12 protein-coding genes and 1 tRNA gene are annotated in these 15,248 nt (G+C 53.6%); 12 read left to right on the top strand and 1 reads right to left on the bottom strand.

Annotation, left to right across the window (positions count from 1 at the left end; all coding sequences use genetic code 11):
- Nucleotides 1-287 precede the first annotated feature (287 nt).
- From KTH_RS15640 to prfB, 6 genes are all read left to right on the top strand, one after another.
- Nucleotides 288-1,040 (top strand): hypothetical protein, encoded by a 753-nt coding sequence (locus tag KTH_RS15640; RefSeq protein WP_211325979.1) that lies wholly within the window; start codon nt 288-290, stop codon nt 1,038-1,040.
- Between the two features lie 272 nt (nt 1,041-1,312).
- Nucleotides 1,313-2,185 (top strand): SDR family NAD(P)-dependent oxidoreductase, encoded by an 873-nt coding sequence (locus KTH_RS15645; protein ID WP_111317581.1) that lies wholly within the window; start codon nt 1,313-1,315, stop codon nt 2,183-2,185.
- A 14-nt stretch (nt 2,186-2,199) separates the two neighbouring features.
- Nucleotides 2,200-2,718 carry a GNAT family N-acetyltransferase gene (locus KTH_RS15650; protein WP_111317583.1) on the top strand — a complete coding sequence of 173 codons (519 nt, stop codon included), beginning with the start codon at nt 2,200-2,202 and terminating at the stop codon, nt 2,716-2,718.
- A gap of 209 nt (nt 2,719-2,927) precedes the next feature.
- Nucleotides 2,928-3,515: a zinc ribbon domain-containing protein gene (locus KTH_RS15655; RefSeq protein WP_170142252.1), complete on the top strand. Its 588-nt coding sequence runs from the start codon at nt 2,928-2,930 to the stop codon at nt 3,513-3,515.
- A 109-nt stretch (nt 3,516-3,624) separates the two neighbouring features.
- The gene (locus tag KTH_RS15660; protein WP_497619842.1) at nt 3,625-4,464 is read left to right on the top strand and encodes an HNH endonuclease; all 840 of its coding nucleotides are present in this window, start codon (nt 3,625-3,627) and stop codon (nt 4,462-4,464) included.
- 217 nt (nt 4,465-4,681) lie between these two features.
- A protein-coding gene (gene prfB / locus KTH_RS15665) for a peptide chain release factor 2 (protein ID WP_111317587.1) occupies nt 4,682-5,798 on the top strand; the annotation gives its coding sequence in 2 pieces (ribosomal slippage) (nt 4,682-4,747 and nt 4,749-5,798; 1,116 coding nt in all).
- 103 nt (nt 5,799-5,901) lie between these two features.
- Here the strand turns inward: prfB and KTH_RS15670 are convergent.
- Complete coding sequence (locus KTH_RS15670; protein ID WP_111317589.1) at nt 5,902-6,906, bottom strand: sigma-70 family RNA polymerase sigma factor; 1,005 nt, start codon at nt 6,904-6,906, stop codon at nt 5,902-5,904.
- Nucleotides 6,907-7,680: 774 nt separating this feature from the next.
- Here KTH_RS15670 and KTH_RS15675 point away from each other — a divergent pair.
- From KTH_RS15675 to KTH_RS15700, 6 genes are all read left to right on the top strand, one after another.
- Nucleotides 7,681-7,893, top strand: coding sequence for a hypothetical protein (locus KTH_RS15675; protein WP_111317593.1), 213 nt, complete (start codon nt 7,681-7,683; stop codon nt 7,891-7,893).
- Nucleotides 7,894-8,259: 366 nt separating this feature from the next.
- Nucleotides 8,260-9,255, top strand: a complete 996-nt coding sequence (ftsY, locus tag KTH_RS15680; protein ID WP_497619845.1) for a signal recognition particle-docking protein FtsY — start codon at nt 8,260-8,262, stop codon at nt 9,253-9,255.
- 15 nt (nt 9,256-9,270) lie between these two features.
- Nucleotides 9,271-10,170, top strand: coding sequence for an acetyl-CoA carboxylase, carboxyltransferase subunit beta (gene accD, locus KTH_RS15685; protein ID WP_497619847.1), 900 nt, complete (start codon nt 9,271-9,273; stop codon nt 10,168-10,170).
- 13 nt (nt 10,171-10,183) lie between these two features.
- Nucleotides 10,184-11,170 (top strand): acetyl-CoA carboxylase carboxyltransferase subunit alpha, encoded by a 987-nt coding sequence (locus KTH_RS15690; RefSeq protein ID WP_111317599.1) that lies wholly within the window; start codon nt 10,184-10,186, stop codon nt 11,168-11,170.
- Between the two features lie 71 nt (nt 11,171-11,241).
- Nucleotides 11,242-11,325: transfer RNA gene (locus KTH_RS15695), tRNA-Leu, on the top strand.
- A gap of 714 nt (nt 11,326-12,039) precedes the next feature.
- Nucleotides 12,040-14,973: an ATP-binding protein gene (locus tag KTH_RS15700; RefSeq protein ID WP_497619849.1), complete on the top strand. Its 2,934-nt coding sequence runs from the start codon at nt 12,040-12,042 to the stop codon at nt 14,971-14,973.
- Nucleotides 14,974-15,248: the final 275 nt, after the last annotated feature.

Below are 15,248 nucleotides of genomic sequence, written 5' to 3' on the forward strand. Positions count from 1 at the left end.
CCCTTGTGAACAAAGCAAGACAGGCCGGCAGATTGTAGAATGACGATCATCGTATTTTTCTCTTCACCAAATGCAGTACAATAAGAAAATCTTCAACTCATCGCCTTTATTGATAGAATGGAACATCCGGTTGCCGCAGGAGGAAAGGAGCAACAACAGATCTTATGTCTTTTTGTGGTCAATGTGGACTCTTACTCCCTCCACACGTCGATAAATGCCCACGCTGTGGGGAACCAGTCCCCGCTAACGTCCAAACAGAAACCTATGCTTCCGACGATGCGACCATAGTGCATGCACCACCTGTTCAGGTTCCGCCACAGGAACATAATGCCGCAACCTATGTCTCATCTCCCGGGCAGGGTTATCCCTCGACAACACATCAGCCCATCGATGGCTATCCCGGTACGCCACAGTATCCAGCGCAACCGCCTTATCCAAGCCTGGAAACGGTGGCCCCATCTACCTATACAACGCAGGCACCGCCGCCACGCAAGAGCAATACAGGCGCAATTATTCTCGTTCTTCTGGTCGTGGTTGTCACCCTTGTTGGAACCACGCTCTTCTTTATCGCGAATGCGGGCGGCTTCAAGCAGGCCCCACCACCAGTGCCGACAACCGCGCAAACCGAACCGACCCAGGCTCCAACCGAAGAGGCAACCCGGGCCCCATCGCCCACACCCAGCCCGACACCGGGCACCAATGAGGCCATTACCCAGGGGAGCCATATCGTTGAACAGTATTTTGCGTATATCAATATGAAGGATTACCGCTCAGCATACAATTTGTGGTATAACCCGCGCGACAAGTATGAGGACTTCGCAAAAGGGTTCAAGCATACCGTGCGGGATGATGTAACGATCGTCTCCGTTGAGCCCCAATCGCCAGAGGTGGCAAAGGTCAACATCACGCTTGTAGCCCATCAGGATAAGGGAAAACCTCACTCCTACGATGGTTTTTACCTCGTTCAGAAAATAGCCGACAGTGATTGGCGCATTGTAAACGCACAGCTCAATCAGACGGACGGCGACGAGGAAGACTGACAGGCAGGCCGCCCGAAGGGATCGGGCGGCTTGACTTTTTCCTCGCTCACCGCTTATACTCTACTCACTATTCCTCATATTCTTAAAAAGGAGCACAGGCCAGAGTGGGAGACACGACAAGCCGCTAATCGTTCGATACGCCGAAACGATGCAGGAGCGCTTGCCTTTCTTATTCGTACTCCCATGCCTTTTTTGCTCACCCTGAAACAAAACATCCTCCCTCCGCTTCGGCGTGTCCACTCTCATTTCTCTTGTTAAAGGAGTTTCTTTTCATGCTACAGACAGGATTACAGGGGAAAGTCGCCCTCATTACGGGCGGCAATCATGGGATCGGAGCTGCCACGGCCCGGGCACTGGCCGCTGAAGGGTGCCATGTCCTGATAAACTACCTGCGGTTGCCGTTGCAAGGCATAACCGAGAACGACTACCTGGCGCAGATACAAACCGAAACGCCGGGAATTGCCCTCTATAATCGCAAACGCCGGGCCGATGCCGCCAATGTAGTTCAGGAAATTCGGACACAGGGAGGCAAGGCAGACGCCATTGAAGCCGACCTGGCTGATCCCGCCACCATTCCCATGCTCTTTGAGGAGGCCGAAAAGCGCTTCGGTACGGTTGATATTCTCGTCAATAACGCCGATCACTGTGAGCAGGATACGTTTCTTGCACAGCCCGGACTGGCAGCCGACGGTTTCCCGAACGCCACCATCACGGCAGCGCTGCATGACAGCCATTTCGCCGTGAATAGCCGCGCCGTCGCCCTGCTGATGGCCGAATTCGCCAGCCGTCATATCGCTGCCCGCAAACAATGGGGCCGCATTATCAACATCAGCACTGATGGAGCACCGGGCTTTGCCGGAGAGGTCTCCTATGGCGCGAGCAAGGCAGCCCTTGAATCGTACAGCCGAGCCGCCGCGCAAGAGCTTGGACCCTATGGCATCACGGTCAATATCGTCTCGCCCGGGCCCATTCAAACTGGCTGGATCAGCCCCCAGCAGGTCGCGGAGATCTCCCGCGTGACGCCGCTCAGGCGTGTGGGACAGCCCGATGATATCGCAGACGTGATCGTCTTTCTGGCCTCCGAGCAGGCACGCTGGCTTACCGGCCAACTGCTCTCGGTTAGTGGTGGGCTTCGGATGCCCTGAAGGAGAACACAACGATGGCTATTCAGATACGTATGATTCGCCCGGAGGACGCCGCGTCCTTTCTTCAGCTCTGTCACCAGCTCGACCAGGAAACCCGCTTTATGCTGCTAGAGCCCGGAGAGCGCACCCAGACCGTCGAGCAACAACGCCGCCAGCTCGAAGAGCTACAGGCCAATCAGGCTATTTTTGTTGCAGTAGATGGAGACCGCTTGATAGGGTATGTCAGCGCGACCGGAGCCCATTTCCGCCGGATACGCCACAAAGCCTACCTTGTCGCAGGTATCCTGCAAGCCTATACCGGGCAGGGTATCGGCACCCGGCTGTTTCAAGCAGTGGAAGCATGGGCCCGTCAGCGGGGGCTCCATCGACTGGAACTCACCGTCATGACACACAATGCCGCAGGAATCGCACTCTATACCAAACAGGGCTTCGTCATCGAGGGAACAGCCCGCCATTCCTGCATTGTCGACGGCCACTATGTCGATGAATATTACATGGCGAAGCTGCTCGATGAGGCAAACGAGCGCACCTAAAGGTCTGGACGCGCTGCGCATTTGTTGTCTCGGGTATGCCAGTGGGCTATAATGGGGGATATCGGAACAAGTAAATACGTTTTACCGTTTTGGTAGAAAAGAGACAGAACAGCGCCTCTCAGGGGCAACCAAGACAGAAACCCGGCCTCAAGTGTAAAAGACGAAGCGCCCTGTGAACGCTTGAGGCCAGCGGGCAGAAAGGAGATACTATGATTTATTGCGGTCAATGCGGGTTACAATTGGCCCCGGGAGAAACCCGTTGCCCACGGTGTGGCGCAGCCGTTGATGCGGGCGCAGCTACCAGCACCTACGCCTCCAACGAGGAAACCATTCAGGCGCAATCGTTCATCGCGCAGCATCCTCCCTATCAGCAACAGGCAACACCACAAAAGCTGATTCTGGGCAACCAGACATATGCTGATGCTGGCGATGCAACCCGCATGATGGATGAAGTGAATCCCGGGAACTATCCACCTCCCGGCTATTCGCAGCAGCCCGGCTACAGCGGAGGAAATTATTCCTCGATGCCGCTCGGTCAGCAAGGAGGCTATGTGCAACCCAGAAATACGCCGCCCTTCCCATCACAGGCCTATCAGGGCTACCCATCGGGCGGACAGTATCCGCAACATACCTCCTATCCAGCACATCAGATGCAGCAACCACAGGTGGAAGGAGGGCAGCAGAACGCAAATGCCCGTGGCCGTACCGCCGCTCTGGCAACCATTTTTGTTGGTATCCTGTTTATTCTGGCAGCAATGCTTTTATTCTTCCTTCAGCATAACGGTATTATCAGTTAAATCATCCTTGTGCACGCCCGGAAGGCCGCTTCTTCCGGGCATTTTTATGCAACTTGCAAGAAAGCGCTGTTCCAGGTACAATAGCCGGAAAATCCCGGAGCAAGCGTACATGAGCAACAGAGCGTCTTCCCGATTGACCGAGGGCGAAATCTATAGCCGGAAGGAGCTTCAGGAGCTCTTTCAGACAAACGATGCAACTATCAAAAATGGGGTCTTCCCCTTGAAAGGCTATGACTCAATCCTGCTCTTTGTGACCGAGAACAAGCCAAAGAATCGCACCCAGTATGAAGATCTGCTGGATGACGGAATTCTCTACTGGGACGGGCAGAAGGCCGGGAAGACCGACCGCAAGATCATCGAGCATGAGGCGAACGGCATCGAGCTGCTTGTCTTCTATCGCAAAAGCAAACAAGAGCATCCCGGCTCTGGCTTTCGCTATGAGGGCCGCTTTCGCTATATCTCGCATCGCGGCGCACGCCCCGCGCATTTCGTCCTGCAACATATCCCTGGTGCTACGCAGCGAGCCCCACGACAGGTACGAGAAGAGCCAGAAAGCTACTCACCCCGCCCGGCAGATCCCACACAGGAGACGCCATATTACAGAGAGGGCAGGTTGATTCAGGGCCTCACCACCCGCCATGAACGGAACCGTGCCCTGCGCAAAGCCGCGATTCACATTCACGGCACCCGCTGTCAGGTCTGTGATCTCGCGCTTGCTGAGCTCTATGGGCCGCTCGCCGGGGACTATATTGAAGTCCATCACAAGAACCCGGTTGCGGGCTACACCGGTGAAGTGGTCGTCAACCCCGCGACAGATATGGCCGTGCTCTGCCCGAACTGCCACCGCATGCTTCACCACAACCGCAAAGAGCCGCTCTCGGTTGAAGAGCTGCGGGCAATTGTGCAGGCAAACCGAAAAAGCAGCACAGACCAGCGCCGACTTATGTGAGAGCTTCCGCCGCATGACACCGCATCGCGGCAGGCCGAAGCATTTGACGAGGGCATCTCGTCGGGTCCCGGTTGCCCGTCTCTCCATCTGAAGGAACCTGACACAGGTGGGCTCCACAGGCAAGCGATGTTCGCGTTCTCCGGGCAGAGGGCGCAGATGCCCCATTCATCACCCGTCTCCCCTTTCGTAAAGGAACAACGTATGATACAATGGCCCTATGAGTGAGTTAACCCATCAAATCGAACGCTTACAGAGACGCGTCGAGAAAACTATGGTGCGTCTTTGACCTGGCCGAAAAGGCGCAACAGGTACAAAAACTAGAAGAAGAAAGTCTGGCCTCCGACTTCTGGTCCGATAACCGCAAGGCGCAAACCCATATGCAGCGCCTCAATGCCCTGCGTGAAGAAGTGAACACGTGGGAGGGGATCGCGACCCAACTTCAGGACCTTCAGGGGCTGGCTGAGTTGCTGGAAGAAGAGCCAGACGACGAGGTTCGCACAGAGGTCGAGCAGTCACTGAACGCGCTTGAGCAGCAGATAGAACAACTGGAATTCGCGCTGATGCTTAGCGGAGAGCACGACGAGAAAAACGCCATCCTCAGTATTCACGCGGGTTCTGGCGGCGTCGATGCACAGGACTGGGCCGAGATGCTCCTGCGCATGTACTTGCGGTGGGCAGAGAAACATCACTTCCGCACGCAGGTCTACGACTACAGTGAAGGTGAAGAGGCGGGCGTGAAGAGCGTCACCGTCGAGATCGAGGGGCGCTATGCCTATGGCTATCTGCGTTCCGAGGCGGGCACACATCGTTTGATCCGACTCTCGCCCTTTGACGCGGCCCACCGTCGTCATACCTCTTTCGCGAAGGTCGAGGTCATGCCCGATATCGAAGATGCCATCGAGATCGTAATTCGACCGGAGGATCTTGAGGTAGACACCTTCCGCTCAACTGGTGCTGGCGGTCAGCACGTCAATAAAACGGACTCGGCGGTACGCATGCGCCACATTCCGACAGGGATCGTCGTTACCTGTCAGAACGAACGCTCGCAGATTCAAAACCGCGAAGTGGCGCTGAAACTGCTCCGAGCACGTCTCTATGAGTTGGAGCTGAAAAAGCGCGAGGAAGAGACCGCACGCCTGAAAGGAGCGCATGTCGAGGCAGATTTCGGCACGCAGATTCGCTCGGTGATCGTCCACCCATACAATATTGTCAAAGACCATCGCACCGGCTACGAGACGAGCGATACCAGCGGCTACCTTGCGGGAGACATCGATCCCTTTATTCATGCCTACCTGCAAGAAAAGGCATCTGGCCTTGAAAGCTCGCCTGCCTGAGCGCATGTGAGCTCATAGTCATCTTTTCAACCTTTCCAGAACAAAAAAAGGAGCCTGATGAGGAATGTCGTCATTCCTTCCAGGCTCTCTTTTTGTTCTCTACTCAGGCCCGAGCCAGATCGCGCATCCCATCGTAGCGTTCGGGATAGCGTAACTTGCGCAGCGCCTTCACCTCAATCTGGCGAATACGCTCGCGTGTAAGATGGAACAGCACGCTGACCTCATCAAGCGAGAGAGAATGACCGTCTTTGAGTCCGTAGCGCATTTCAATGATCGTGCGTTCACGTGGGTTCAGGATAGCCATCGCCTGTTCGATGTTGTCTCGCTGTGCTTGTAAGGCAGCCTGATCGCCAACAGGCATCATACTGGTATCCTCAAGCATATCAGCGAGGTGATATTCCTCATCATCGGCCATCGGAGCATCAAGAGAAATAGGCTGCTCCGAGACGTTTAAGAGCTCAACCACCCGTTCGCGCGGTAGACCAAGCTCATCGGCAATCTGCTCGGGCAGCGGCTCAATGCCCTGCTCCTGATACAGACGACGAGCGACGCGCTTAATCTTGTAAATAAGCTCGACGACGTGAACGGGAATATGAATACTGCGTGAATGTTCAGCGATTGCGCGGCTGATAGCCTGCCGAATCCACCAGGTTGCGTAGGTACTGAAGCGGAAGCCGCGCTTATAATCGAACTTCTGTGTAGCACGCATCAGGCCGATATTGCCTTCCTGGATGAGGTCTAAAAGAGGTAAGCCTTGATTAGAATAGCGCTTGGCAATGCTCACAACAAGGCGCAGATTGGCTTCGATTAACTTCTGACGCGCCTGCTGATCGCCGCGCGCGACACGTTCGGCGAGGCGAAGTTCTTGCTCAGCCGTGAGGAGGGGATACATCCCGATTTCCTTCAGGTACTGCTTGACTGAATCATCAACGGCACTGCGCTGATCCTCGTCACCCTCAAGATCCTCGTCACCCTCACAGATGAATTCTTTTTCATTATCCAGAATACTCATCTCATCCATGAGGTCCTTAGACGTCCGTTTCCGCCCGAATGAAACCACCGCATCGGTATCCACAGTACGGGTTGCTTTCTGTCCTCTTGCTCCCACGACGGATACTCCTTCTACTTGACTAGAATCATAGGACCAACACACACGATGAAAGAAGTACAGAGAAGGCCGTTTCTGGACCAATCTCGTATAACTGCTCTCCCACAAACTCTTATTGCAAGAACCGTGCCAAAACCGTATTACCGTTTCAGCATACTGGAGCCCGCACGTTCAAGGGCATAGGTAACACTATAGTAATCGACCGTGCACCCGGGCCTCTGAAGGGGAAAAGAATGAAAATTTCTGAAAAGGAAAAAAATTCGTGGACGGCAGAGCTTAAAACATTGTTCTCCAATGTATGAAGAGTTTTCCATGTGTGGGGAAATTTCCACAGACCGTTCTTCATTTTTGAGGGAGTGGAGATTCAAAAGATATGAATGCTTGACTAGAGTTGTAAGTCCTGTTATTCTGAAAGTAAGTGCAATAGGACGACAGCGCACGCTTGACCGGGCTGCAACGGAGAGGAAAGCAGCGCGGGTCGGGGTGCTCGAGCTGCCGTTTCTACATTTCTCACGCCTCTTCAATGCAGAGGGGGAGAAGGAGAAGTCATTCTTTTTGCGGCAAAAAAAGATGAATTTTTCTTCATATACCTGCTGACAGAGAAGAGGAGTTGTGGTAATATGAAAGAGGCATGGATTAGACTTGCTGTGGGGATGCGGATGCAGCGGCGGAGGCTCCCCCCTCGGCTTACTTACTCGCTAAGCCTCGCTTGATGCCTGACCTGGACAACAGGTAAGCGATTAATCCTCCAGAAAGAAGGAAGGAGGCGATTTCGTGGAAAACGCATTTCCTCGGTGTCGCAAATGTAGTGAAGGTGATCTGGTTCCGCTTTCGGATTTCGGTAGCCAGGGAGCTTCCATCGAGTACAAGGCGTGGGTTTGTACGAACCCGTCCTGCCTGTACAACATCAAAATCCGTAACGGTGACATCATCATTAACGAACCGATCAGTGACGGATCGCTCCACTCCTATCGCAGTCGTCAGTAAGAGTGGAGAGCAGATCTGTCAAAAGCACGTCCTTGAGTGGCCGCAACCACTCAAAGGCGTGGTATTTCAGGAGGAGGGCGAGGGTCACGCAGTGACTTTTTTGCCCCCTTATGCCTGACTTGCATAGAGGGACGATCACTGCATTGTACATTGTGCGTAGGAAATTCCGGTATTTCGCTATTCCAGTATTCTGGTATCCCGGTATTTCGGTATTTCGTATAATGTGTATGGTGTATGATGGAGTGGTTCAGTGCCCTCTTCTTCGAGTTTGCAAAGAGAAATGCAACCAAGACGGAGACAATTGTCCGATGAGTGTGTTGGAGGCAACGCACAGATACATCTATACATAAAGGAGTCTATACAGTCGTGCTCAATCGCTTCTTTGGGCAGAAACCACAGGACGACGGAAAAAAGAATCAGGGTGCTGCTCAGGAACAGGCCGGGACAAAGCCCGCTTCAGAGCAACGCTTTTCTTTTTTAAGTCGTACCAAGCAGTGGTTTAGCCGCCTGGGTGCAACGATTCAGGAATCCGACCAGATTACAGACGAGATGTGGGAAGAGTTGGAAGATCTGATGTTGGCGGCGGACATCGGCCCCAATACCACAAGCTGGCTGCTCAAGCGCCTGCATCAGAGAGTTGAAGAGGAACACATGCAGACCGGTTCCCAGGTGCAGCAGGCGTTGCGCGAGGAGCTGACCGCACTACTTGGAAAACCAACCCCTCTCCATTTTTCCCAGACATCCCCTCTGACCGTTATTCTCGTCATCGGCGTCAATGGCTCCGGTAAAACGACCAGCATTGCCAAGATGGCCAATCGATTGACAAATGAAGGCCATAAAGTTATTCTGGCAGCAGGCGATACGTTCCGAGCAGCAGCCATCGATCAGTTGAAAGAGTGGGGAGAGCGGATTAACGTCCCCGTTATCAGCCAGAGCCCGAATTCCGATCCCGGAGCGGTGGTTTATGATGCCTTACAGGCCGCCCAAAACCGTGGCAGTGATGTGTTAATCGTCGATACTGCCGGGCGTCTCCATACCAAGTACAACTTGATGGAAGAGCTGAGAAAGATCAATAAAATCATTCAGAAATTTGTCCCCGATGGTCCGCATGAGTTGCTGATGGTGATTGATGCCACAACCGGGCAGAACGCCCTGCTTCAGGCCCGCAAGTTCGCGGAGCACATCGGCCTGACCGGCGTCGTCATCACCAAGATAGATAGTACCGCAAAAGGTGGGTTTGCATTCGCTGTCGCAGATGATCTAGGGGTACCGATTAAATTCATCGGCACAGGCGAAAAGGTCGGAGACCTGATTCCCTTTGATCCAAAGAGCTTTGTGTCAGCGCTCTTTGCAGAAGAATAACGAGGAGGATCACACATGGCAAAAGAAGCGGCTACCCCTACTACTCGGCAAAACTTCTCTGCCGATCAAGCCTCTTCTCTCTCAACAGTTGGCAATATTGCCGTCAAATGTCCCAAATGTAAAGAAATTCACTATAACCGGGACTGGGAAAAGAATCTGAAGGTCTGTCCTCGCTGCAACCACCACGGGCGTATCTCGGCCAGAGAGCGTATCAATCTGCTTGTTGATCCCGGTAGCTTCGTTGAAATTGACGCGGACATGCTCCCGGCTGATCCACTGCACTTTGTCGCTTCACCTCCGGGAGATGCCAAAAAGCCCCCCTATGCCGCCAAACTTGAGGAAGAACGTCAGAAGAAGGGCCAGAATGAGGCGGTCATCAGTGGATATGCCACAATCGATGCACAGCCGCTTGCCCTCGCAATTATGGACTTCCAGTTTATGGCGGGCTCTATGGGCTCCGTGGTTGGCGAGAAGATCACCCGCACCATTGAACTGGCGCTTGAACGCTCCATTCCTGTCCTCATTTCGTCGACCTCCGGCGGCGCACGAATGCAGGAAGGTATCTTCTCTTTGATGCAGATGGCAAAAACTTCGGCCGCTCTCGCAAAACTTGGTGAGGCAGGCCTACCCTACATCAGTCTGCTGACAGACCCGACAACCGGTGGCGTCTCCGCTAGCTTTGCCTTCCTCGGCGATATCATCCTTGCCGAGCCCGGCGCGCTTGTCTGCTTCACAGGCCCCCGCGTCATTGAAGGCTTCATGCATATTAAGGTACCAGAGGGTACAATTAACTCGGAATTTGCCCTGCAACATGGTATGATTGATGCTGTCGTCCACAGACGAGACTTGCGGCAGACACTTTCCCGTCTGCTTCAGATGTACTCCGGTTCGACGAAAAAAGAGGAAACGGCTTAGAGGAAAAGACAATATGGCTTATGACCTGGAATTCGAAAAACCGCTGGCAGAGCTCGAAAAGAAGATCCATTCTCTCCAGCGCAAGGGTGACCGGCTAAAGCCAGAAGAATTTACACAGTTACAGCTTCTGGAGAGCGAGCTGCTCAAGCGCACTGAAGAGATTTACAGCAATCTCAACGCATGGCAGACCGTGCAGGTCGCTCGTCACAAAAACCGCCCTTATACTCTGGACTATATCAAGCTTATTTGCGACGATTTCTTTGAGCTTCACGGCGATCGGACCTTCGGCGATGATCATGCTATTGTTGGCGGACTGGCAACAATCGACGGACAAACCCTGATGCTCATCGGACACCAGAAGGGGCGGGATATGAAAGAGATGCAGTACCGCAATCTCGGCATGCCTCACCCCGAAGGATATCGCAAAGCACAACGCTTGATGCGCCATGCCGCGAAGTTTCACATCCCTGTAGTGACCCTTGTTGATGCGTCCGGCGCTTCTCCGGCGCTGGTTGATGAAGAGCGTGGACAGGCTGAGGCAATCGCTTCATGTCTCTATTTGATGCCCCGCCTGCGCATTCCGACCATCTCCATTGTGATCGGTGAAGGTGGCAGTGGTGGCGCTCTGGCGATCAGTGTAGCCGATCGCATCCTGATGCTTGAGCACAGCTACTACACGATCGCCGCCCCTGAAGCCGCCGCCGACATCCTCTGGCGTGATCGCGCACAGGCTCCACTGGCCGCAGAAGGACAACGCATTCGAGCCAGAGATATGCTTGAGCTTGGGATCATCGATGGACTCATCGCCGAACCTCTCGGCGGCGCACACCGCAATCATCGCCTGGCGGCTGAGTCCCTGAAACAGGCTCTCCTGCAACACCTGGAAGAACTGAAACGTATTCCGCTGGACGAGCTCCTTGAGCAGCGCTATCAAAAATATCGAAATATCGGGCACTTTGAGAGCGCTCCTGCACAGGAAACCTCGCCCATCCAGGCATAACCTCTTGACAATTGTCCGTAGATGCGCTAATATATGCATCGCAAAGGATGCGCAAGCATCACGGACAACTTGCCGGTGTGGCGGAACGGTATACGCGTCTGTCTCAAAAACAGATCCCGCAAGGGTTGAGGGTTCGAATCTCTCCACCGGCACCACTACTTCGCAAATCAAGGACTCATGAGGCGCAATAAGCCACTTGAGTCTTTTTTTCTTCAGTGATAGCCACCCTGTACGGCTTTCTTTTATCCTCAGGATCCATCCCGAACGCATCGCTTTCTTGCTCTTCTGTAGAAGTAATTCCAGCCTGCCTCGTTTGGATACGCATCTCAAGTACCTCCGCAAGCAGTCTGAGTTTTTTGGCCTTCCCCGCACTACCTCCTCTCTGCTTTTCCGCTTTTATCGCTTGTTCCCTCCCGGCATGCTCACCACTTTTTCCCTGAAACAATTCATCATGATATGTTATACTGTAATACTTATAGATCTTTTCTTTTCTCTTTCACTTTCTGTTCTCTACTCTCCATATGTTTCAAATTGTGAAACATTGTAACGGTGATTCGAGGAGCAGGACCGATGCTAACATCTTTTTCTTTTCTTCGGAAAATGCACAGTTTCCATAAGCTGCAAACACATAAGCGTCAAAAATGTCGTCTTCCACCGTTTACAGCTTGAGATTACATGTAAACCGCGTTTTCTCTCTTGTATATGACCTGCCTGATTCTCTGCATTCATAGCATGCCAACAAAGGGGGAATAGAGACGCACCCTGTTTTGCAGAAATAGCCGCTATTTCATGCAAGCAGCGGAGCAGAGACAAGCATCTTTTTCTTTTCTCTATCGAGAAACAGCACACAAGCAGGGGGAAAACTGTCTATGGGAGATCAAACATCGGATCTGGCCATTTTTAAACACTCTATTTGCACGCCATCCACCGCCTTTGTAGGGCGACAAAAAGAGCTCACACTGCTTCAAGAGCAGTATCAGGCAGTCTTACAGGGTACCACACGTGTCGTGTTCCTGATAGGGGATCAGGGCATTGGTAAAACCCGGCTGCTCCATGAATTCGCCGCCCGGGCGCAGCAAGCAGGAGCGCTTCCCCTCCACGGTAATGCGTCCGACTCCGAAGGGATGCCGCCCTTTCTTCCCTTCCTTGAGGCACTTGGCGGCTACATTCGACAGGCACCACTTGCCATCCTGAAAGAGCAATGCACTGGTTTGACGCATTCGCTGCTCAGGATTTTCCCGGAACTGGCCCTCCGATTGGGCGAGCTTCCCACCCCGGCGTATCCCTCGCCACCGGAACAGTCACAGCTTCGCCTCTATGAAGCCGTTGGCTATTTTCTGACCGCGATCAGCCGGACACAGCCGCTTCTCTTGCTGCTGGATGACCTGCACTGGTGCGATAGCGCAAGCTTTACCTTGCTCAGCCATATTGTGCGCCACCAGCGTGACGCTCGCATCTTGATCGTTGGCGCGTTTCTCTCGGGCGGAGAAACTCAGAATCGCTCATTGGACCACACCTTAAACAACCTGATCCGGCAGCGCACCCTGACCATGCTGACACTACAGCCACTCTCATTCGAGCAGATCGCCATTCTGAGTGAAAACTATCTGGGCTCGTCCATCGAAGAGCGGACCTGCCGCTTCCTTTATGAGCAAAGCGAGGGCAACCCGTTCTTTACAGAAGAGTTGCTTCAGAACTGGCTTGAAACCAACCTGCTGGTAAAAAATGAACATCAATGGGAGATCGCCCCGGAGACGCCGCTTCCACAACAGCTCCCACCAAGCATTGTCGGCACGTTACGTCAGCGTTTTCAACGCCTTCCATCTAACACTATCGATATCCTGCGTATTGCAGCCACCATTGGCCGTTCGTTTGATCTTTCACTGCTCACGGCTATCACTGGCCTGGAAAGCGAGATCATAGAGGATCGTTTGCTTGCCGCCGAGCAGGCCCACCTGGTTACATCTGCACAACCGGAAACCTATCGCTTTACGCATGACACCATTCGAGCCACGCTCTATCTGGAAGTCAGCTCCTCACGACGGAGACGCCTGCATGAACAGATCGGACAGACGCTCGAACAGCGCTACACCTCCCAGGAGCGAAATAGCCTGCAACGACTCGCAGAACTGACCTTTCACTTTATCCACAGCACGAACCGGGAAAAGATCATTACCTACTCGCGCTACGCAGCCGAAGCCGCCCAACAAAATGAGGCAATCGAGGAAGCGCTACATCATTACCGCCGCATCCTCGATCTTCTCGATGCACGCGATCCGCAACGCGGTCAACTTCTGCTGAAAATCGGTGAGCTTACCAGCTCGCAGCATCGAGAGGCTGAGGCGATCGCCACCTTTGAGACCGCACTTCACTGGTTCATCCATAACGAGGATCCCCTGAATGCAGCTCGTGCCGCTCATTGTCTGGGCCGCATCTACTGGGCGCAGCGCAATATCCATCTCGCACAGAGCACGCTGGAATACGCTCTATCACTCTATGCAGGACACCAGGAACCGGAGATCATTGGCCTGCAACTTGACCTGGCAACGTTGCTTACCCTCTTCCTCGGCCAAAGCAAGCAAGGGGCTCTCTATGCCCGCAAAGCCGAAGCGCTGGCTCGGATGCTTAAACAAGAGACGCTAGAAGCGCTGGCAAATCATATCTTGCGCTTTCCGGCCCTGACAGGCGAAGAACTCCATCCCTACCTGCAATCGCTAGAAGCCGTTATCGCCGAGATGCAGCACCCGAACCTGCGAGCCGAAGCCGCGCTTGGCTACTGGTATCTGACCCGTGGCGCATGTCGTGCTAGCAAGATTCGACGGGCAGGCGCAATCAGCCGAAAACGGCTGGACCTGATGCCCACTTCCGGCCATCTGCTATTTCAGCGCGATACCTATATCTGGCTGGCCTACCTGCATACCGTGCAGGGAGACTGGAAGACCGCTGACGCTCTGCTAACACAGCTTCCCGGATCACATGCATATCCGGCCCTGCTTACCCGAGGCTTCACCGCGTATCTGCGTGAAGAGTATGCCGAGGCGAAAACGCTCCTGCAACAGGCCTTACAGGCAAGCAGAAATAGCCTCAAGCAGGCTGATCCGGCGCTGATCGGACTCCTTGCCCTGACAGAGCTGGCAACAAACAATCACAGTGCTGCACATATGCATATGCAAGAACTTAAAACATGGCTCAGCGTGCTTCCAGATGCCGCGCATCAGACAGCTCCAGCGCTTGTCTTTTTCGCCCTGCTGGCCCTGGCCTACAACGATCAGGCCACTATTACCTATGCCTATACGCGCCTCAAAAGCTTTGAGGGTCTCTTCGCCTGGTTTCTGGTTGACCGCATCCTCGGCATGCTTGCCCTTCGCTGTCAGCAACAGGAGCAGGCACGCGCCTATCTTCAGCGCGCCGAACAGACAGCACGCTCTGAGGGCCTTCACCCCGAACTGATACAGGTAATCCTGGCACAGGCAGCACTACAACCCGAAAGCAACCGGCTCCTCAAGCATGCACTTCATCTCAGCGAAGAGCTGGCCCTGCATACAACCGCAAGCCGGATTCGCCAGCAGCTTGATGAGCCCACTGATATGCCCGAATCACCACCTCTTCCGGCCAATCTGACCAGAAGAGAAAAAGAAGTACTACGGCTTGTCGCAAAGGGCAGAAGCAACAAACAGATTGCCCGCTCCCTCAACCTGAGTGAGCGTACGGTTGCCAATCACATCTCAAATATCTTGCATAAGATCAGATGCGAGAATCGGGTTGCTGCAACCACCTTTGCGATTCGCCATAAACTCGTATAACGTTCCAAAACCGGCCTGTTCGCGCTCGCCTTGCAGGGGGATGAAAGCACGCCAGCAGGCCGCATCTGGTTCTCTCTCACTATAGCACCGAATGGTTGTCAACCTGTTGTTTTCTACGTTGTAGATACGTTGTCAATTCTTTTGTAGCGTCAAGGAATTCATATGAGACGCTTTCTAGCAATTTAGTGGCGCAGCAAGCATATCTCGTTCGCTTCCTTTAAGCTGAAGTATAGGTAAGAATACCTATATCGCGAATAGCTGATTAATGTCCTATT

The sequence above is a fragment of the Thermosporothrix sp. COM3 genome, from assembly GCF_059696735.1.

Excerpts from the sequence above, each read along its gene's own strand:
- KTH_RS15645 (WP_111317581.1), top strand. The coding sequence starts at position 1,313 with ATGCTACAGACAGGATTACAGGGGAAAGTCGCCCTCATTACGGGCGGC.
- KTH_RS15650 (WP_111317583.1), top strand. The coding sequence starts at position 2,200 with ATGGCTATTCAGATACGTATGATTCGCCCGGAGGACGCCGCGTCCTTT.
- KTH_RS15655 (WP_170142252.1), top strand. The coding sequence starts at position 2,928 with ATGATTTATTGCGGTCAATGCGGGTTACAATTGGCCCCGGGAGAAACC.
- KTH_RS15660 (WP_497619842.1), top strand. The coding sequence starts at position 3,625 with ATGAGCAACAGAGCGTCTTCCCGATTGACCGAGGGCGAAATCTATAGC.
- accD (WP_497619847.1), top strand. The coding sequence starts at position 9,271 with ATGGCAAAAGAAGCGGCTACCCCTACTACTCGGCAAAACTTCTCTGCC.
- KTH_RS15690 (WP_111317599.1), top strand. The coding sequence starts at position 10,184 with ATGGCTTATGACCTGGAATTCGAAAAACCGCTGGCAGAGCTCGAAAAG.
- KTH_RS15700 (WP_497619849.1), top strand. The coding sequence starts at position 12,040 with ATGGGAGATCAAACATCGGATCTGGCCATTTTTAAACACTCTATTTGC.